The sequence below is a fragment of the Staphylococcus agnetis genome, assembly GCF_002901865.1.
In the GTDB taxonomy this organism is placed as follows: domain Bacteria; phylum Bacillota; class Bacilli; order Staphylococcales; family Staphylococcaceae; genus Staphylococcus; species Staphylococcus agnetis.
The window spans coordinates 15,641-34,515 of sequence record NZ_PPQF01000045.1 but is presented as its reverse complement, the minus strand read 5'-3'; the positions used below and the strand labels follow the sequence as shown (position 1 = coordinate 34,515).

At 38.0% G+C, this 18,875-nt stretch carries 21 protein-coding genes, 1 pseudogene and 1 riboswitch; of the genes and pseudogenes, 17 read left to right on the top strand and 5 right to left on the bottom strand.

Translation table 11 applies throughout. From position 1 onward, the window contains the following. Positions 1 to 583: 583 nt before the first annotated feature. A riboswitch (guanidine-I (ykkC/yxkD leader) is annotated at positions 584 to 687 on the top strand. A gap of 50 nt (positions 688 to 737) precedes the next feature. From CD172_RS07435 to CD172_RS07420, 4 genes are all read left to right on the top strand, one after another. Next, entirely contained in the window at positions 738 to 1,058 is a 321-nt protein-coding gene (locus tag CD172_RS07435; RefSeq protein ID WP_037564981.1) for a DMT family transporter, read from the top strand. After that, the gene (locus CD172_RS07430) at positions 1,059 to 1,373 is read left to right on the top strand and encodes a DMT family transporter (RefSeq protein ID WP_037564979.1); all 315 of its coding nucleotides are present in this window, start codon (positions 1,059 to 1,061) and stop codon (positions 1,371 to 1,373) included. It abuts the gene before it with no gap. A 35-nt stretch (positions 1,374 to 1,408) separates the two neighbouring features. Continuing rightward, on the top strand, positions 1,409 to 1,594 hold the full coding sequence (locus tag CD172_RS07425; RefSeq protein WP_037564977.1) for a hypothetical protein: 186 nt from the start codon (positions 1,409 to 1,411) through the stop codon (positions 1,592 to 1,594). Between the two features lie 83 nt (positions 1,595 to 1,677). Next, positions 1,678 to 2,229: a hypothetical protein gene (locus CD172_RS07420; protein ID WP_037565303.1), complete on the top strand. Its 552-nt coding sequence runs from the start codon at positions 1,678 to 1,680 to the stop codon at positions 2,227 to 2,229. Positions 2,230 to 2,318: 89 nt separating this feature from the next. Here CD172_RS07420 and CD172_RS07415 read toward each other — a convergent pair whose 3' ends face one another. Beyond that, a complete protein-coding gene (locus CD172_RS07415) occupies positions 2,319 to 3,185 on the bottom strand; it encodes an oxidoreductase (RefSeq protein ID WP_037564975.1) in 867 nt (288 codons plus the stop codon). 66 nt (positions 3,186 to 3,251) lie between these two features. Here CD172_RS07415 and panB point away from each other — a divergent pair, with 66 nt between their 5' ends. The 3 genes from panB to panD are packed head-to-tail and all read left to right on the top strand — an operon-like array spanning position 3,252 to position 5,294. After that, a complete protein-coding gene (gene panB, locus CD172_RS07410) occupies positions 3,252 to 4,064 on the top strand; it encodes a 3-methyl-2-oxobutanoate hydroxymethyltransferase (protein ID WP_037564973.1) in 813 nt (270 codons plus the stop codon). Beyond that, complete coding sequence (gene panC / locus CD172_RS07405) at positions 4,057 to 4,914, top strand: pantoate--beta-alanine ligase (RefSeq protein WP_103345954.1); 858 nt, start codon at positions 4,057 to 4,059, stop codon at positions 4,912 to 4,914. The genes panB and panC overlap by 8 nt, the downstream gene beginning before the upstream one ends. Further along, positions 4,911 to 5,294 (top strand): aspartate 1-decarboxylase, encoded by a 384-nt coding sequence (panD, locus tag CD172_RS07400; RefSeq protein ID WP_103345953.1) that lies wholly within the window; start codon positions 4,911 to 4,913, stop codon positions 5,292 to 5,294. Before panC ends, panD begins: the two co-directional genes overlap by 4 nt. 48 nt (positions 5,295 to 5,342) lie before the next feature. On the opposite strand, the pseudogene CD172_RS07395 reads toward panD, so the two are convergent. Further along, a pseudogene (locus CD172_RS07395) lies at positions 5,343 to 5,600 on the bottom strand (CHAP domain-containing protein); the annotation flags it as partial. A gap of 47 nt (positions 5,601 to 5,647) precedes the next feature. Here CD172_RS07395 and CD172_RS07390 point away from each other — a divergent pair. The 6 genes from CD172_RS07390 to CD172_RS07365 all read left to right on the top strand — a co-directional run bounded on the left by CD172_RS07390 (position 5,648) and on the right by CD172_RS07365 (position 12,140). Then, complete coding sequence (locus CD172_RS07390; protein ID WP_103345951.1) at positions 5,648 to 5,866, top strand: hypothetical protein; 219 nt, start codon at positions 5,648 to 5,650, stop codon at positions 5,864 to 5,866. Next, positions 5,860 to 6,225, top strand: coding sequence for a hypothetical protein (locus CD172_RS07385; protein ID WP_103345950.1), 366 nt, complete (start codon positions 5,860 to 5,862; stop codon positions 6,223 to 6,225). Before CD172_RS07390 ends, CD172_RS07385 begins: the two co-directional genes overlap by 7 nt. Next, the gene (locus tag CD172_RS07380; RefSeq protein WP_103345949.1) at positions 6,219 to 6,884 is read left to right on the top strand and encodes a DUF5079 family protein; all 666 of its coding nucleotides are present in this window, start codon (positions 6,219 to 6,221) and stop codon (positions 6,882 to 6,884) included. The genes CD172_RS07385 and CD172_RS07380 overlap by 7 nt, the downstream gene beginning before the upstream one ends. Before the next feature lie 285 nt (positions 6,885 to 7,169). Beyond that, positions 7,170 to 9,794 (top strand): pyruvate, phosphate dikinase, encoded by a 2,625-nt coding sequence (ppdK, locus tag CD172_RS07375; protein ID WP_103345948.1) that lies wholly within the window; start codon positions 7,170 to 7,172, stop codon positions 9,792 to 9,794. A 1-nt stretch (position 9,795) separates the two neighbouring features. Continuing rightward, positions 9,796 to 10,602, top strand: coding sequence for a pyruvate, water dikinase regulatory protein (locus CD172_RS07370; RefSeq protein ID WP_086375134.1), 807 nt, complete (start codon positions 9,796 to 9,798; stop codon positions 10,600 to 10,602). Between the two features lie 209 nt (positions 10,603 to 10,811). Beyond that, entirely contained in the window at positions 10,812 to 12,140 is a 1,329-nt protein-coding gene (locus tag CD172_RS07365; protein WP_103345947.1) for a sodium-dependent transporter, read from the top strand. A 107-nt stretch (positions 12,141 to 12,247) separates the two neighbouring features. Here CD172_RS07365 and CD172_RS07360 read toward each other — a convergent pair whose 3' ends face one another. Further along, entirely contained in the window at positions 12,248 to 13,585 is a 1,338-nt protein-coding gene (locus CD172_RS07360; RefSeq protein WP_225906167.1) for a carboxylesterase family protein, read from the bottom strand. Positions 13,586 to 13,596: 11 nt separating this feature from the next. Then, complete coding sequence (locus tag CD172_RS07355; RefSeq protein ID WP_103345946.1) at positions 13,597 to 14,016, bottom strand: GNAT family N-acetyltransferase; 420 nt, start codon at positions 14,014 to 14,016, stop codon at positions 13,597 to 13,599. 158 nt (positions 14,017 to 14,174) lie between these two features. Between CD172_RS07355 and CD172_RS07350 the strand changes: the two genes are divergently transcribed. The 3 genes from CD172_RS07350 (at position 14,175) to CD172_RS07340 (ending at position 17,629) form a co-directional block, all read left to right on the top strand. After that, complete coding sequence (locus CD172_RS07350) at positions 14,175 to 15,086, top strand: PLP-dependent cysteine synthase family protein (RefSeq protein WP_103345945.1); 912 nt, start codon at positions 14,175 to 14,177, stop codon at positions 15,084 to 15,086. Further along, a complete protein-coding gene (locus CD172_RS07345) occupies positions 15,079 to 16,218 on the top strand; it encodes a bifunctional cystathionine gamma-lyase/homocysteine desulfhydrase (RefSeq protein WP_103345944.1) in 1,140 nt (379 codons plus the stop codon). The genes CD172_RS07350 and CD172_RS07345 overlap by 8 nt, the downstream gene beginning before the upstream one ends. A 400-nt stretch (positions 16,219 to 16,618) precedes the next feature. After that, positions 16,619 to 17,629 carry a LysM peptidoglycan-binding domain-containing protein gene (locus tag CD172_RS07340; RefSeq protein ID WP_103345943.1) on the top strand — a complete coding sequence of 337 codons (1,011 nt, stop codon included), beginning with the start codon at positions 16,619 to 16,621 and terminating at the stop codon, positions 17,627 to 17,629. A 220-nt stretch (positions 17,630 to 17,849) separates the two neighbouring features. Here CD172_RS07340 and CD172_RS07335 read toward each other — a convergent pair whose 3' ends face one another. Then, positions 17,850 to 18,122 (bottom strand): hypothetical protein, encoded by a 273-nt coding sequence (locus CD172_RS07335; protein ID WP_037564939.1) that lies wholly within the window; start codon positions 18,120 to 18,122, stop codon positions 17,850 to 17,852. A 226-nt stretch (positions 18,123 to 18,348) separates the two neighbouring features. Between CD172_RS07335 and isaB the strand changes: the two genes are divergently transcribed. Continuing rightward, positions 18,349 to 18,855: an immunodominant staphylococcal antigen IsaB family protein gene (isaB, locus tag CD172_RS07330; RefSeq protein ID WP_037564937.1), complete on the top strand. Its 507-nt coding sequence runs from the start codon at positions 18,349 to 18,351 to the stop codon at positions 18,853 to 18,855. Positions 18,856 to 18,875: the final 20 nt, after the last annotated feature.

Below are 18,875 nucleotides of genomic sequence, written 5' to 3'. Positions count from 1 at the left end.
GTATATCATTATTTTACACTATATAAATAAATGATTGTGATAATAAAATTTATTACAGACACGAAAAGTGATAAGTTTTAGTTATTGTAGCGGCGAATATCAATTTTACTATTACATAATTAAACTTAATAAAAAACATGATAAAAAATAAAAAAACGTCGGGATAGATTGAAAAAGTGCACTTAAACAGGGTATATTAGTAAGATAGCCGTACTAAAAAAAGACCGGAAGTGGGGTTCCGGCCTACACTAATAGCACGTGCTAAGAGGATTATGTTGTTAGAAATTGAAATGAATTAGGATTGTCTGTATCAAAACTTGGAAAAATGATAGACATTCGAACGATTTTCAATTTCTAACACGTATGATTATAATGCATGAACATTAGAAACAAATTAAAATTGCTCAAATTATTTAACTTTTTCTCTATATGTTTTAAAAATATTCAAAAAGGACAGCAAGGCATCCTAAATGTCTGGTGTTTTTTGTATAGAATGACTATAAAATAAACTTAATTCACAAAGGTTTACACGTCACATGTTGTGTGCTATTATGGTGGACGTTGAATTCAATGTGATAGAAATAATTAGGTTTTCTAGGGTTCCGTATTTTGATAAATAGTCTGGTCCGAGAGAAAACCCATGTAATATGACATTACATGACACGGAAGGACAAAAGCCTGGGAGATTTATGAATGCATAAGTCTCTCAGGTTCTTTTATTTGAGGAGGGTTGTATCATGAATTGGCTTAAATTAATCATTGGCGCGTGTTTTGAAGTGGCTTGGGTCATTGGGATTACACATGCGACAACGGTGGGAACATGGGTTTTGACGATTATAGCGATTGCAATGAGTTTCGCACTTTTACTTAATGCGAGTAAAACATTGCCAGTGGGTACAGCTTATGCGACGTTTGTCGGACTTGGGACAACCGGTGTTACGATTGTGGATTTTTTCATATTTGATGAACCATTTAATATGGTGAAACTGTTGTTCATCATTTGTTTATTACTAGGTGTCATTGGGCTTAAGATGACGACAACAGAGGAGGCGACGTAAATGGCATGGATCTATTTAATCATCGCTGGACTGCTTGAAATGCTTGGGGTTGTATGTATGAATATTTATGCGCAACACCATAAAAAAATCGCCATTCTAGGTGTCGCACTTACATTTATGTTGAGCCTAACCACATTGTCACTTGCGCTACAGACGATACCCATGAGTACGGGGTATGCGATTTGGACTGGCATTGGTGCAGTAGGTGGCACACTAGTGAGTATTATCTTTTATGGTGAAAGTAAGCATGCATTACGCTTACTATGTATTGCGGTGATATTAGGATGTACCATCGGTTTAAAATTAATCAATTAAAGCGCACGATTTTATATAAAGGAAGGGTTTAGAAAATGAAATTTATCATTACATGGCTATGTATGAGTCTATTAGGATTTTTAGGTGTAACGTTACTTGCGATAGTGGGGCATGATATCGACTGGATGAATATGACGCTTGGGGCCGTTTTATTCGGGTTGTTGCTCACATGGACGTTTTACCCCATTACGCCAAAAGACTTTTTAGGTCAACATCGTTAATAAATTCAAGTTTTACGTCAACATGTAAGTGGAATAACACAAACACTGCTTTTAAGTATCTTTAAAGGAGGTATATGGTGAATATCATAAACGTATTGTCTGCGATAGGATCTGTCGGGACATTTGTGATGGCGTTATTCTATTTTATATCTGTCTCCGTACAACTTTATCAAATGAAAATGAGTTTTTTACCGGCACTTGGATTTAATCAAATATTGATGACCCGAGATGGCGATCATTTAACACTGAGAAATACGACAGATAAAGATAGTGACAACATGGGTGACGACTTTTTAAAACTGTATAACATGGGCGCAGGTGCTGCGAAAGAACTTCAAATTAAAATCTACATTGATGAAGATAATGTGTTACAACAAAAATACGCCAGCATTTTACCAAGTAAAGAGGGTTATATGTTGCCTATTAATAATGAAGTGTTTCATGAGTTAGAAAGTACGATTCAACATAATGGATACGAATCCAATTTAAAAATTAAAATTCAATTTAAACACAATGCGAGTCGGAAACAACAAACACTTTATTTAAAAGGTAAAATTGATCATTTTAATAGTTATCAAGATCGTGAGATGTATGAACTTCAATTTATACAAACATCCGAAAACGATAATATGTAAGTTACATGATGAATGCGTCATCATTCATTTAAATATAAATTGGCCTTCAAAGTACATTCTGTGATGGATTTTGAAGGCTTTTTTATATATTAAAATGTAGTCGCTTTTTGATGTTGGTAGTCTAACAACGTATGCGCCATTGTTAAATACGGGATGTCGATGTGATGTTTTTGTGCTTGTCGCAAAATATATCCTTGAATATTTTCAATTTCTAACGGCCGATGATGCATGAGGTCATAATACATACTTGTGCCCATATCATCAGGGTATCCTGCATAAATGGTCATGATTTCTTCTATAATATGTTCGTTAAAGTGAATGCCTTCTGCTTTTGCCACTTGGCGTCCTTCTTCAATTAATTGACGACACACGTGTGCCATTGATGGCGACTTTAATACTTTTGCGGTATCACGTGAAAGTGCAGTCACGGAATTAATCCCTAAATTTACAAGAAGTTTATACCAAATCTGTTGTTCAATGTGTGGTTTAAGTTCTAACGTTAAAGGCGTTTGTGAGAGCGCGTGTTGAAGGCGTTCGGTATGCACATCTTTTTGAATGCGTAATCGGTAATCACGAAAATGGGTAATTCGCGTGCCTTCTTTTTGTCCACTTATGTATACGACAGCGGGATATATGAAAGTATGTTTGATTTTTTCATGTTGCCCATAACCGTTTTGTGCCAATATGATACGTGTGTTTGGATGAATTAAACGCTGTACATCAGATAAAACGGCATCGAGTTGCGTTGTTTTAACAGCGATAATTAACCAATCATATGTTTGATGTGTGGTGTGCAGTGCTTTAACTTGTATAGGGAATGTTTCTTTGGTGGCATATTCGTAAAACGTTAAGGTTTCATCGCGTCTTCCTAATAGGTCGACGTGTAAGGCACCGCTTAACGCATGGGCAATGCCAGTGCCGACAGCGCCGGGACCGATGATGCCAATTGTAGTCATATTAGTTGCTCCTTTGAGTGAATTAGATATACTTATCATGAAGTATATCAAAAAAGGGTGAGTACGTTGAAAACTTTAAGCCAATTACATCAAATGAAACGAGAGAATGAGAAAATTACGATGGTGACGGCATATGATTATCCGAGTGCCAAACAAGTAGAAGCTGCCGATATTGATATGATTTTAGTCGGGGATTCACTTGGGATGACGGTACTTGGATACGAGAGTACGGTAGACGTGACGTTAGAAGATATGTTACATCATAGTCGTGCTGTACGTCGTGGTGCGCCAAACACGTTTGTAGTGGTAGATATGCCATTTGGTTCAGTCGGTATTGATATGACCACAGATTTAAATAATGCTGTGCGGTTATATCAACAAAGCGGTGGTAATGCGCTTAAAGTAGAAGGTGGACATTTAACACCATTCATTCAACAAGCTACACATATGGGCATTCCGATTGTCGCGCACCTCGGTCTCACACCACAAAGTGTGGGTATTTTAGGGTATAAAATGCAAGGTGCATCTAAAGCGGCCGCTACAAAACTGATCGAAGACGCTAAAGCAGTTGAAAAGGCAGGCGCAGTCGCGCTTGTACTTGAAGCCATTCCAAGTGACTTGGCAAAAGTTGTTTCAGAACAGCTTTCTATACCAGTCATCGGGATAGGTGCGGGTAAAGATACTGATGGCCAAGTGCTTGTCTATCATGACATGTTGAGTTATGGTGTTGATCGCTATGCGAAATTTGTGAAACAATATGGTGACTTTTCAGTCGGTATCGAAGCGTTAAAAACGTACCATCAAGAAGTAAAGTCAGGTATGTTCCCATCTGAAGCTTATATGTATCAAAAACAAATTATGGGTGAGTTCAATGACTAAAGTAATTACATCAATACAAGACATGCAACATTTGACATCAAGATTACGTCTCGAAGGTAAAAGCATCGGTTTTGTGCCGACGATGGGTGCCTTACATGAAGGGCATTTGACGATGATGCGTCAATCGATCGAATACAATGACATCACAGTCATAAGTGTGTTCGTTAATCCATTACAATTTGGCCCGAATGAAGATTTTGATGCGTATCCACGACAAATTGAACAAGATACGGAAGCAGCACGACATATTGGTGTCGATTACGTCTTTTATCCAAGTGTAGAAGACATGTATCCCAATCGTTTAGATATTACGTTGAAAGTAGGACGCCTCGCATCTGTGTTAGAAGGAGAAAAACGATCAGGGCATTTTGATGGGGTAGTTACCGTAGTGAATAAATTGTTTAACATTGTACAACCCCATGTGGCCTATTTTGGTAAAAAAGATGCCCAACAATTGGCGATAGTGACTCAGATGGTAAAAGAAATGAATCACTCTGTAGTCATTGAAGGGGTAGACATCGTACGTGAACGCGACGGTCTCGCTCGAAGTTCACGAAATGTGTATTTAACCGAGGCGGAACGTCAACAAGCGCCACACTTATTCAAAAGTTTACAGTTGGCACGCACAATGTATGAAGATGGAGAACGTCAAAGTGACATCATTATTGAAGCAGTCACGGAATATCTCAAAACGCATACAGATGGCACAATTGAAGAAGTTGCCATTTACAGTTATCCGGAGTTAGTACAACAAACAACCATTTCTGGTCAGATTTTCATCTCTTTAGCTGTAAAATTTTCAAAAGCACGTTTAATAGATAATATTATTATTGGAGATGAAGTAAAATGATGAGAACAATGATGAATAGTAAAATTCATCGTGCACGCGTAACAGAGTCAAACTTAAATTATGTCGGAAGTATTACAATCGACCAAGATATACTCGATGCGGTGGATATATTACCCAATGAAAAAGTTGCGATTGTGAATAATAACAATGGTGCGCGTTTTGAAACGTACGTCATTGCAGGAGAAAGAGGAAGCGGTAAAATTTGTTTGAATGGTGCCGCTTCTCGCCTCGTAGAAGTAGGTGACATCGTGATTATTATGACGTATGTGCAAGTGGATGACCAAGAACTGGCAACACATAGTCCGAAAGTCGCAGTGATGAATGAACATAATGAAATTGACCACATGATTATTGAAAAAGAAAATACTGTTATCGTTTAAAAAAGTAAAATCCATGAATGGCTATAACGCTGTTCATGGATTTTTATTTTAATGAATATAATTGTGAGCGTGTACAGATCCAGCAGGTATTGTGCGCGTAGAAGTAATATATGGCGCAATGTAGTTCATCTCTGAAATGAGAATGCTGCCATCTAAATTGACGCGTTCGACATAAGCGACATGACCATAGGGACCTTCATAATTTTGCATAATTGCACCCACTTTAGGTGTTTTATTCACCGTAAATCCTTCACTCGCTGCTTTAGCTGCCCAATTGCGCGCATCTCCCCAAAATGTATTAATGGTTTTAGGGCAAATATGGTGATTCTAAGCAATTCTTTGATAAAGCTGAAATGAAAAAAGCAGCCTCTACTGAATTCAAAAATACATTTTCATCTCAAAATTTTAGAGACAATATACTTAAGAAGGAAAATTTTAAATCTAGAACAGCGGCTACTAAAAATTTAAAAAATTATGTAGATGAAGGATTAAAAACATTAAAAGGTGACTTCACTTCTAAAAACGTCATTGGTAAACTGAAACATAGCATGAAATTAGGGGGGAAGTGTTAAAACCTTTAGCCCTTGTCTCAGAAATTACCGATAATTTAGATGAAAAATCGGCTAAAGAGATGCTTGTAGGGATGGGCGTTGATTTAGGAGCAATAGGTGCTAGTACTGCAGTAGGGGCTGCAGTAGGAACAGCCATACCTATTCCAGTTGTAGGAACACTTCTTGGAGCAGGGGCGGGAATTGATGTAGGCTACCTTCTTGATAAGAAACTACCTGGTACGGATAAATCACTTACAGACCTAGCTAAATCAGGTATTAATAAAGGTTTAGATGCAGGTGTTAACGCTGTTAAATCAGGGTGGAATTATGTTAAAAGTGGGTTTAAACGATATTTAATTAGAGGAGAGAGACCATGTTAGAGACTTATGCTACAAATTTAAAGAAGTCGTATTTGAAACCTTTTATTATATTTTTGATTATATTGATTATTTTATTTAATTCTGTGATGATATATTCTACAAATATATGGAATGATATACCCATTTATTTGTATATTACTTATGCTATATGGATGGTATTTAATTTGATTATATTCAAGCAAGATAGTTTTGATAATATTAAAGTTAGTAAGGCAAGCGCTATAAGATATTTGATTATAAATGTAATCTCCGGATATTTGCAACCTATTGCAGTAGCTTCTTGTTATTTAATTGGTATCGTATTCACTCCTTGGAGTGGAATAATTTATTGGATGAATATAATTGGGGCGGTTTTACTTTCTGTTGTTGCAATTTCTATATTTTCAATAAACGAATTTCATATAGTAGTTGATGAAGCCAAAACATCATTAAACTTGTTGGCAATATTGATAAAGCTAGCAAGCTTAGGTTGGTTAGCATATTTAGCTATGACGGTACCGACCACTGCTGAAGAGAATAGTTTTATTTGGGTTAGTATATTATTTTTGCTTTGCATTGATTTACTAATTTTAAGATCCTTCCTAAATTACGCACTCTTCATGGATGAATTACGTAATGGTCCATACAAAATGGAATCCCACCAATCAAATGATTATTAATGTTTCGCGGGAAGCTTAAGTGACACGTCGGTGTTGTGACTTAAGCTTCTTTTTTATATGTCGATTTCTATGTCACATATACATCAATGATTTGTGTCACGGTAATTAACTAAATGATTCTAAATTAAGAATATGATACGTATATAAAGCTTTAATCTTAACAATTTGGTGTCGTTAATTCTTAAATTTTTTATGATTTATCTTTTTTTCGTTGCGTTTTCAAAAATAATGTGACATACTCATATTTATTAGTATGACATATTAAACTATTTGAGGTGAAACAGTATGACGAAATACATTTATGCTTTTGATGAAGGTCAAAAAGACATGAAGGATTTGCTTGGTGGTAAAGGTGCGAATTTATCAGAAATGAAACGTCTTGGCTTACCAGTACCTGATGGTTTTACGATTACAACAGAAGCGTGTATTGAATACTTAAAACAAGGTGAGACACTTCCTGAGACTGTCATCACACAATTAAAAGAACAATTAGAAGCTTTTTCAACACGTACGGGTAAAGCGTTCTCAGATGATCAAAATTTACTTCTTGTATCTGTACGTAGTGGTGCGAAGATTTCCATGCCAGGTATGATGGACACGATTTTAAACTTGGGGCTTAATGATGACAATGTTGAAAAATTAGCACAAAAAACAAATGATGCGCGTTTTTCTTATGACTGTTACCGTCGTTTACTTCAAATGTTTGGTGAAGTCGTTTACAACATTCCGATGCATGCGTTCCATACATATTTTGAAGGCTATAAAAAAGAACATGGTTATGAAACGGATGCGGATATTCCAGCTGAAGGCCTTAAAACCATTTGTGAAAAATATAAAGAAGTCTATGTAGAGGAAGTGTTTAAACCGTTCCCTCAAGAGCCGCTGACACAATTAACTGAAGCGGTTGAAGCGGTATTTAAGTCTTGGGATAACGACCGTGCCCGTGTGTATCGTGATTTAAATGATATTCCACATGATATCGGTACAGCTGTTAACGTCCAAGAGATGGTATTCGGAAATAGTGGCGATCAAAGTGGTACAGGTGTGGCGTTTACACGTAATCCTGTATCTGGTGAAGCGAAACTTTTCGGTGAATATTTATTAAATGCGCAAGGTGAAGATGTCGTAGCGGGTATTCGTACGCCGAAAGACATTCAAACATTAAAAGATCAAATGCCACATGTGCATCAAGAATTTGTAGAGGTTTCTGAACAATTAGAAGCGCATTATAAAGATATGCAAGATATTGAGTTTACGATTGAAAATGAGAAACTCTATATTTTACAAACGCGTAACGGTAAACGTACGGCGAAAGCAGCGATGAAAATTGCGGTAGACCTTGTAGAAGAAGGGGTTATTTCTAAAGAAGAAGCGATGACAAAAGTTGATGTGAAATCAATAGATACACTACTCCATCCGACATTTGAAGAGAAAGCACTCGCAAATGCTGAAGTGGTATCGCAATCTGGTTTACCTGCAAGTCCTGGTGCTGCGGTAGGTCACATCGTCTTTACGGCTGAAGAAGCGAAAGCGCGCGCTGAACAAGGTGAGAAAGTCATATTAATGCGTCCTGAAACGTCTCCAGAAGATATAGAAGGTATGATCGCAAGTGAAGCGATTGTAACGACGCATGGTGGGATGACATCGCATGCGGCAGTAGTTGCTCGTGGGATGGGTAAATGTTGTGTGACTGGATGTTCAAATCTAGAAATCAACACAGTTGAAAAAGTAATCACGTATCCAGGTGGTACGCTGCATGAAGGAGATATGGTATCTGTTGATGGCGCAAATGGTGACATTTACGCTGGTAAAGTTGAAACAACAAACGCAGAGCATAGTGAAGAGTTTGAACAATTTATGCAATGGGCGGAAGATATTGCGCGTCTGAATGTCCGCATGAATGCGGAGACGAAACCTGATATTGAAGCGGGTTACCAATTTAACGCGAAAGGTATTGGTCTTGTGCGTACGGAGCATATGTTCTTTGGTGCAGAGCGTCTTGTTGAAATGCGTCGTTTTATCTTATCTTCAGACGAAGAGACGCGCATCCAAGCTTTAAATCAAATCCGTGAATACCAAACTGAAGATTTTGAACACATTTTCCGTTTATCAGGTGAACGTCCATCGATCGTTCGTTTGTTAGATCCACCATTACATGAATTTTTACCTAAAGCGGGTGAAGAAGTCACGAATGTCGCACAACAGTTAGGCATTTCGGAAGACAAATTGAATAAACGTATCGCAGAACTTCACGAGACGAACCCGATGTTAGGTCACCGTGGTTGTCGTCTTGCGATTACGTACCCAGAATTGTACGTGATGCAAGCAGAAGCGATTATGACAAGTGTGGCACGCTTAAAAGCTGAAGGTATCGCGTGTCAGCCTGAAATTATGATTCCACTCGTATCGACGGTTGAAGAATTTACAACTTTAAAAACACAAATTGTTGAAAGTATTAAAGGGATTGAAGCACAAACAGGTCAATCATTAAACTACCTCATCGGTACAATGATTGAAACACCACGCGCATGTATGGTAGCTGGTGCACTTGCGAAAGAGTGTGATTTCTTTAGTTTCGGTACGAATGACTTAACGCAATTAACATATGGATTCTCACGTGACGATGCGGGTAAATTCATTAATGACTATATCCAAAGTGGCATCTTAGAAGTTGACCCTTTCCAAACGCTCGATGTGAATGGTGTCGGTGCGATGATACAAACAGCGGTAGACCAAGCAAAACAAGCGAAGTCAACGATTAAAATTGGCGTATGTGGTGAACTGGGTGGTGACCCTAAATCCATCCATCACTTCAACGGAATGCAAATTGATTATGTTTCATGTTCACCATTCCGTGTACCTGGTGCGATTTTAGCGACAGCACAAAGTGTTGTGGAAAGCGGGCGATAATGTGACGCAAAAACAACTTACCATTTTTGTTGTGTCGGATTCCATTGGAGAAACGGCACAACGCATGATTCATGCGGTCATTAGTCAGTTTCCAGATTTAACCCAAATCGAAGTGAAGAAATTTTCATTTATAAAAAATGAAGAAGAGTTACTGAATGTCCTAAAATTAGCAGAAACTAAAGGTGCCATCGTGGTCACAACGCTTGTGACAGAAGAATATAACGCAGCGGGTCAAGCGTATGCGAAAGCGCATGGTATTCCTTATGTCGATTATATGTCGCCCCTCATGGCATTAATCGAAGACAAAACCCAATTAGAACCTGCGAAAGAAACAGGACGCATTCGTAAGCTCGATGATGATTATTTTAAACGTATCGATGCGATCGAATATTCCGTGAAGTACGATGACGGCAAACATTTTACGGACATCGGAGAAGCGGATGCGCTGATTGTTGGGGTGTCACGTACATCCAAAACCCCACTCAGCATGTACTTAGCCAATAAAGGGTATAAAATTGCGAATATCCCACTCGTTCCAGAAGTGGGCATTCCAGAAGATGTGTTTAAACATCGTAACTTGAAAGTATTTGGTTTAACTGCAAGCCCTCAATACATCATGAATATCCGCACAGAACGCGTGAAAGTATTGGGCATGAAAGGAAAAGCCAACTACAACGATCTCGAACGTATTAAAAAAGAACTCGCTTATGCCGAGGAAGTTTTTAAACGATTGAATGCGACAGTCATAAATACTGAATATCGCTCAATCGAAGAGTCTGCGTTTTACATTGAAAAATTCCTACAATAACCTATTCCGTTAACGGTCTAAGTGCCTCCACGCTTAGACCGTTCATTTTTGGATTTAAAATTAAATGATATTTTAACAAAGTGTGACAGCAATCATCACTAGACTAAAAAATGTGACACAAGAGATTGATAAATGCGTTATATTATGGTATATTTTCAACAATTCGTTTTTAAAACTTCACCGCTTTAAAGTGAAAGGGAGGTCGTTCTGTGTCTCAACAGTCACAGTGGAAAACATCTACGGGATTTATCCTCGCAAGCGCTGGATCAGCGATTGGGCTTGGCGCAATGTGGAAATTTCCATACATGGCAGGTATGTATGGGGGCGGGGCTTTTTTATTGATGTTTTTAATTTTTACAATACTTGTTGGTTTGCCATTACTGGTTATGGAATTTACAGTTGGAAAGCTTGGGCGTACGTATACGACTGAAATTTACGGTAAATTAACTGAAAAAAAATGGCTCAATGTCATTGGATGGAACGGGAATTTAGCTGTTTTTGTATTATTTGGATTTTACAGTGTTATCGGCGGATGGATTATCATTTATATTGGTATTGTTTTACTTCAATTATTACACATCTTACCGTCATCTTTACGTGATATTCATTTTGAAACGATTATTAGTAATCCCGTTTATACGTTATTCGGTCAATTTATATTTATCGGTTTAACATGTATCATCGTGATGTTAGGAGTTGAAAAGGGACTTGAAAAAGCATCGAAAATCATGATGCCTTTATTGTTTATCTTTTTAATTATCATCGTTGTAAAAGCGTTGTCATTAGATGGTGCTATGAATGGTGTGCGTTATTTATTACAACCGCGTGTTGAAGATATAACGATGGAATCGATGTTGTTCGCATTGGGTCAATCCTTTTTCGCACTCTCACTAGGGACAACTGGGATGATTACGTATGCGAGTTATGCGCCTAAAGCGATGACGATTAAAACATCTGCACTAACGATTGTCGTGATGAACATTGTCATTTCAATTCTAGCCGGTTTAGCTATCTTCCCTGCATTACAAGCATTTGGATATAAACCGGAAGAAGGGCCTGGCTTATTGTTCAAAGTGTTGCCACTCGTATTTGAAAGTATGCAGTTTGGCGCATGGTTTTATTTTGCGTTCTTAATTTTATTTTTATTCGCAGCACTAACGTCTTCCATTTCACTTTTAGAATTGAACGTGTCAAACTTTACGCGGAATGATAACCGCAAACGTCGTAAAGTGGCTTTGATTTTTAGTATCGCAGTGTTTGTCATCAGCATTCCAGCGATGTTGTCTTTTGGTACGCTCAGTCAAGTGACATTTGGGGCAGGGACCATCTTTGATAATATGGACTTTTTAGTTTCTAACCTGTTAATGCCGCTTGGTGCCTTAGCGACAACACTTGTCGTTGGTTATGTCATTGATTTTAAAGCGTTACAAGAAGGGTTCGGTCCTGACCGATTTAAATTCATTTATCCGTGGTACTTTTTGGTGAAGTATATATTACCTTTCGTAATCTTAGCTGTCTTTATTATGCAACTATTATAGTGGCATGAAAGATTTTAATCAGTCCAACGCGCACAAATTCGATATCGCAAAAGCCATCAACGTTCATTTATAAAAATGAATATTGATGGCTTTTTATGTACCGAGATTTACTGATATATTTTATGGTCACTCCAAGGTAAACTGCCTGTTTGGGCGAAAGTGGTTAAATCTTTCATCATGTTTTGGCATACATAGAAATCATGAGGCCGTAGTGTCAAACCGTGTGCAGCTAATATTTCAAGTTGACCAAACCAAAATGGTACATCGAGGATATGATAGCTTGTGGCATAATCTGGATGATCGTGACGAGACCATGCAAATGTTGCAGTCCATGTCTTGGTAGATGCGGACAGCGCTTTTGTAAGTGCACGAATAGGACGATGAAAGTAATGTGTGGTAATCCAATTGCGTTGTTGCGCTGCGGTTTGAATGTGCGAAGGATGCGGGACGTCTAAACCATTTCGTTCGGCTACTTTTTGAAATTGCTTGGGGTCTAACGTGTGTTTTTCTGATTTAATATAAATATCTCCTTCAGATTCCGTATGAACGATGTATACCGGCAGTCTTAAATGTTCAAAACTGTTATCAAATGCTTCTGTTTTAATAGGTGCGTATAAGCATTCAAGTCCTTTTGATTTTCCATACATCATTTGGTGATGCGCCATGAGCGTTAAAATTTGATTGGATGTCAGAGATGGCCATGGTATTGAAGGGAAGTGAGTCTGTTTTAACGCTTGAAATTCTTGGGCTTTTAAAGTCGAAGTGTCATATGTCATCCACTGTAAGGCACCACTTAATAAAACGGCACGATGGATAAGTGGTCGCGATACAGGATGGCATAGTAGAGCTTGTATACTCATTGCGCCTGCAGACTGCCCCATTGCGGTCACACAATGGGGATCACCACCAAAAAAGGCGATGTGGTCATGTACCCATTGAAAAGCACACTGTTGATCAGATAAACCTAAATTGTTATCCCATTTGGTATTGATTTCAGACCAGTTTAAAAAGCCTAATGCACCGACACGGTAATTAAACGTAACGACAATAACATTGTGCTGTGCTACAAGGTGATGAGGGTGGTACATGTCAAGTGAGCTATGACCGTTTACAAAACTACCGCCATAAACATACACAATTACAGGCAAGCGATCGCTTTGCGTTGTCCCCTGTGGTCGCCAAATATTAAGCGTTAAACAATCTTCGTGTTGCGAATAATGTTGTGCTCTAAGGTTGAAAAAAGATTCTAAGCTGTTAGGAGGTTGGATAGGGACGGCACTCAAGTCCGTAGCTTCAAACCCATCTAAGTGATAAGAATACGGTCGGGATGTTTGATAGCGCAAGTCACCTAATGGAGGCATAGCATAAGGAATCCCTTTAAATACATCATACTTTGAATGCGTTTCCCCATAGATAGTACCTAAATTTGTTTCAACATCAATCAATGAATTCACCTCTATTCTAAGTATTGCGTCGCTAATTTAGGATTTTGATAAATAGCCATACCGGTCTTTAGTTTTCTAAAACCGCATTGCGTGTAAAAAGCTTCATTACCAAGCGTACTAATTAAATGAATACATGAAACATCACCTATATCTTGCATTAATTGTGTAACAATGTGATGACCGATACCTTGGCGATGATAGTGAGGATGCACCACGATGTCATAAATGGCAGCATTGAATACACCATCGGACAAAGCGCGTCCGCAACCGATTAAGCTGTCTTCTTTATATGCCAAAACAATATGTGTACTTTTCTTATAAATGGCAGTGATTTTTTCAGATGTATGCCCATGCCAACCTACAGAGGCGTATAAGTTAAAAAGTGATTTTATATCTTGAGTGTGTAAACGCTCTTTAGAAACAATGTTCAATTTGTGACACCTCTTTTTTATTTTTAGTATAACGTAAATTTACGTTCTATATTATCTGAATTATTTGAATATAATTGAAATAATTGAGATTAATTGAATTGATGCATTCCATATACTATAATTCATATTTGTAAACTAAGGATTAGGGATGGAGCGATATGACAACTAAAGTATTAGACTTAATAGGACACACACCGCTTGTGCGTTTATCAAATTATAGTACGAATGATGTACAAATTTATGCGAAATTGGAAATGTTCAATCCAGGAGGAAGTATAAAGGATCGATTAGGCAAACATCTTATTGAACAGGCGTTAAACAAAGGGACATTACATAAAGGGGGCACAGTGGTCGAAGCGACCGCTGGTAATACAGGTATTGGATTGTTAATGGCAGCGAAACCATACGAGGTGCAATGTGTGATTTTCGCACCTGAAGGGTTTGCGGAAGAAAAAATGACTGTCATGCGTGCATTAGGTGCTACAATTTATCGCACGCCGAATAAAGATGGGATGACGGGCGCAAGACATGCTGCACAAGCATATGCAAAACAACATCATGCCTATTATACGAATCAATTTGAAACAGTTGAAAATCCTAAGGCATACCAATATACTTTAGCGTCAGAAATTTTAAATGAAGTTCCTGATGTGGACTATTTTGTTGCAGGTGCAGGGTCAGGTGGGACCTTCTCAGGAGTAGCAGAGCGCTTTGTCTCTCAAGGTATTCGTTGCGTTGTAGTAGAACCTCAAGGCTCTATATTAAGCGGACAAGCCAAAGACAAACATGATACGGAGGGCATCGGCGTAGAAACGTGGCCGACATTTTTGAATCGAGCGTGGATTGATCAGGTAGAAGTCGTATCTGATACAAAAGCATTTCAGCATGTGAAAGATTTGGCACGTTATGAAGGTTTACTTGTCGGTAGTTCGTCAGGTGCTGCATTAGAAGGGGCACTTCAAACTGCTAAGCGACTACAAAAGGGGAAAATTGTCGTCGTCTTTCCAGATGGTAGTGACCGATATATGTCTAAAAATATTTTTACGTATGGAGGAATAGAAAATGCATAAAAAAACGTTATTGATTCATGGTGGTCATACGACAGATCCATATACGGGAGCGGTAACAACGCCGATTTATCAAACAAGTACTTATGAACAAGATGCGATCGGTGAGTTGCGACAAGGATATGAATATTCACGTTCTGCGAATCCAACACGTACGTCTTTAGAATCCGCGATTGCAGCACTTGAACATGGATCGCATGGTTTTGCGTTTGGTTCAGGTATGGCAGCGATTAGCGCAGTCATCATGTTGTTGGAGCAAGGAGACCATATTATTGTTGGGTCTGACGTATATGGTGGCACGTATCGTGTTATGACGAAAGTGTTCAACCGTTATGGGATTGAATTTGATTTTGTGAATACGACAAATATTGATGACGTGTCTTCTAAAATTAAGGATAATACGAAAATGGTATTTATTGAAACACCATCGAATCCGTTATTACGCGTGACGGATATTGAAGCGGTCAGTCAATTAGGGAAACAACATGGCTTAATTACTGTGGTTGATAATACCTTTATGACGCCGTACTATCAAACGCCGTTAACACTTGGAGCAGATATCGTGGTACACTCAGCTACCAAATATTTAGGTGGCCACAGTGATGTTGTTGCGGGCCTTGTGGTCGTGAATGGTACGACACTTGCAGAACAAATTGGTTTTATACAAAATTCAACAGGAGGCGTTCTCGGTCCACAGGACAGTTATTTACTCGTTCGTGGGATGAAAACATTAGGATTACGTTTGGAACAAATTGAACGTAACGCTTTAGCTATTGTGGAGATGTTAAAACAACATGACGCCGTAGTGAAGGTCTATCATCCAAGTATAGAAGGTCACTTGAACAGAGACATTCATCAAAAACAAGCAGACGGAATGCCAGGTATCGTGTCGTTTGAAGTGAAGGATGTGGAAACTGCTAAAAAACTAGTAACGCAAACACAATACTTTACATTAGCTGAAAGTTTAGGGGCTGTTGAAAGTTTAATTTCAGTGCCAAGCCTAATGACGCATGCATCGATTCCAGCAGAAGTGCGTGCGAAAGAAGGCATTGCCGATGGCCTGGTTCGATTATCACTTGGAATTGAAGATACTGCTGACTTAGTAGCAGATTTAAAACAAGCGCTAGATGCCTAAGTAGGATGCATATTATAAATAAAAACACTGCCTTCAATATTCTGTTATAAAGGAATGTTGAAGGCGTTTTTGTATTTGTATGATAGTGACGTTGGTCAAAGGGTATGAATGATTACAACATAGTTACTAGAGATAACGCAATAAAGGGTGTGATATCTTAAATATTCTGTAATATTTCAATTGTTACAAGATATGCTTAATTTATGTCTAAAGAAAATGCCGTTAAACCCTTTAAAAATATAAATCGAAGTGGCAACACTCATTTCAAACGTAAATTAGGTGGGAATATTTGTAATAAGAATGTTATATAACGGATATATGTTTTTCGCAAAGGTCTGTGTATAATAAATTTGTATATCAGTAAAAGTAAACTTATTTCACTATTTAGGAGGGGAAGCGCGTGCGTAAAAAAATAATCGCAGCGGTGATTGGGACATCGGCTGTATCTGCTATCGCTGCTCACGATGCTGATGCTGCAACGTATCGTGTACAAGCTGGCGATTCGTTATGGTCTATTGCCAATCAATTTAACATTACTATCGCTCAACTTAAGTCTTACAACGGTTTAACTTCAAATTTAATTTTCCCAGATCAAGTTTTAAAAGTTTCAGGTGGCAGAACGTCATCTAACACATCTCGAGTAACGAATACTGGCGGTTCAAGTTCAGGTTCTACGTACACGGTACGTAGCGGGGATACACTTTCTTCAATCGCAGCACGTTACGGTACATCTTATACGAACATTATGCGTTTAAATGGTTTAACAAGCACTTTGATTTACCCAGGACAAACGTTAAAAGTAAGCGGCAGTGCGACGACACCATCACGTCCATCAACACCGCCACGTCGACCATCAAGTCCGTCAACTTCAGGTTCGACAACGTATACAGTTCAAGCGGGGGATTCATTGTCTTTAATCGCAGCGCGTTATGGTACAACGTATCAAAATATTATGGCATTGAATGGTTTAACGTCATTCTTAATTTTCCCAGGACAGACACTAAAAGTAAGTGGTTCAGCATCAACGCCTTCTACACCAAGCCAACCATCGACACCTGGCTATTATTCTCCAGTATTTAATCATTCAAATTTATACGACTGGGGTCAATGTACTTGGCACGTGTTTAATAAACGTTTGGCAGCTGGTAAAGGCATCAGTACGTACTGGTGGAATGCGAACGCTTGGGATGACAATGCCGCACGTGATGGCTATACAATCAACAATCGTCCAGCAGTGGGTTCAATTTTACAAACAGATATTGGCTTCTATGGTCACGTTGCATACGTTGAGCGTGTGAACGCAGACGGCAGTATTTTAGTTTCAGAAATGAACTATAGTGCGAGCCCAGGTATTCTCACATATCGTACGATTCCTGCTTATAGCGTAGCGCAATTTAAATATATTCATTAATTGATCAATATCACGGTGAGTCTCAACGACGTGGATGTTTCTACGTTAGAAGGACTCATCGTTTTTTGCGTTTCACTTTTAAACTGCACGCGGGACCATATACTCCTACATGTTTGGTTGGTGTGTATTTATACGATATTAATATTTAAAACAGTAATATACTAAAACAGCCTTCAAAATTCTTAGTGTGAATTTTGAAGGCTTTAAGCGCATGTTGTATTTAAGATGCTTTAATTGTTTTATAACGTTCTAATGATGATTTTAATTGGCGACCTAATGAGAGTAGTGACCAAGCCTTGGCAATACTACTTTTTGCACCGAATGTAAGATAAAAATCAAGCAACATATCGCCAACCCCAATACCTAACGATAAATAGCTTAATTGTTTATTTTTGTTTTTAAAGTTCGATTCATTGTATGAGTCAATGGCAACAGTTGCACTTGAAAGTACGAATGAAACGGCACTTAATGTTGAATTATCTTTTTTAGACATAATCATTCTCCTTACGCTAACATAGTCTTTGTAATAGTATAACATTTCAAAATGGAATGTCATCTGTAACGGAAATCCGTCTCTAGTAGTATACCCACATACATCCAATTTATGATGGTAAAATGAATGATATTTTCATATCATTTTGTTAGAATAAATCACATAATAATAAGGGAATGTTTTTATAACAACTTAATATTATAAAGAGAACAAGGAGTATCAAATAATGAAAAACATCTCAAAAACTTTATTAGCAACTGGGTTATCTGTTGGCATGATCGTAGGTGCGACTAGTGCTGTGAGTCATAGTACGGAGGCACAAGCGGCTTCAACGCAACCCCAAACACCTTATTATACGTATAATGGACAATTTAATATACCGAATAATAACGCATTAGAAGATAAAAACTTTTATGCTGGTTTAAAGGCCGATCAATTTATATTTAATGGATTAAAAGTGGGTCAATCAACGAAAGCTGATGTTTTTAAAGCGTTAGGTTCTGATTTCAAAAAATATTATGGTAAAAAAGACTTAACGTTCTTTGAAAAAAACGGTGTCATTGTTGGTTTTGATCACAACAATAAATTAGTAAATCTTACATTACGTATTAATCATATTAAAAATAGTACGACATCGATTGAACATCATGTGAAAAAAGGTGAAGTGTACAATACTAAAACAACTGAAGTGGCATTTTATCCTGGTAATTCAATCGTTATTAAAGCGAAATAACGCGTATTTAGTATATATAA

What these genes read in the sequence shown, in the direction of transcription:
- isaB (WP_037564937.1), top strand. Translation starts at nt 18,349, where the DNA reads ATGAAAAACATCTCAAAAACTTTATTAGCAACTGGGTTATCTGTTGGC.
- CD172_RS07350 (WP_103345945.1), top strand. Translation starts at nt 14,175, where the DNA reads ATGACAACTAAAGTATTAGACTTAATAGGACACACACCGCTTGTGCGT.
- CD172_RS07390 (WP_103345951.1), top strand. Translation starts at nt 5,648, where the DNA reads ATGAAAAAAGCAGCCTCTACTGAATTCAAAAATACATTTTCATCTCAA.
- CD172_RS07425 (WP_037564977.1), top strand. Translation starts at nt 1,409, where the DNA reads ATGAAATTTATCATTACATGGCTATGTATGAGTCTATTAGGATTTTTA.
- CD172_RS07430 (WP_037564979.1), top strand. Translation starts at nt 1,059, where the DNA reads ATGGCATGGATCTATTTAATCATCGCTGGACTGCTTGAAATGCTTGGG.
- panC (WP_103345954.1), top strand. Translation starts at nt 4,057, where the DNA reads ATGACTAAAGTAATTACATCAATACAAGACATGCAACATTTGACATCA.
- CD172_RS07380 (WP_103345949.1), top strand. Translation starts at nt 6,219, where the DNA reads ATGTTAGAGACTTATGCTACAAATTTAAAGAAGTCGTATTTGAAACCT.
- CD172_RS07435 (WP_037564981.1), top strand. Translation starts at nt 738, where the DNA reads ATGAATTGGCTTAAATTAATCATTGGCGCGTGTTTTGAAGTGGCTTGG.
- CD172_RS07415 (WP_037564975.1), bottom strand. Translation starts at nt 3,185, where the DNA reads ATGACTACAATTGGCATCATCGGTCCCGGCGCTGTCGGCACTGGCATT.
- ppdK (WP_103345948.1), top strand. Translation starts at nt 7,170, where the DNA reads ATGACGAAATACATTTATGCTTTTGATGAAGGTCAAAAAGACATGAAG.
- panD (WP_103345953.1), top strand. Translation starts at nt 4,911, where the DNA reads ATGATGAGAACAATGATGAATAGTAAAATTCATCGTGCACGCGTAACA.
- CD172_RS07345 (WP_103345944.1), top strand. Translation starts at nt 15,079, where the DNA reads ATGCATAAAAAAACGTTATTGATTCATGGTGGTCATACGACAGATCCA.
- CD172_RS07335 (WP_037564939.1), bottom strand. Translation starts at nt 18,122, where the DNA reads ATGTCTAAAAAAGATAATTCAACATTAAGTGCCGTTTCATTCGTACTT.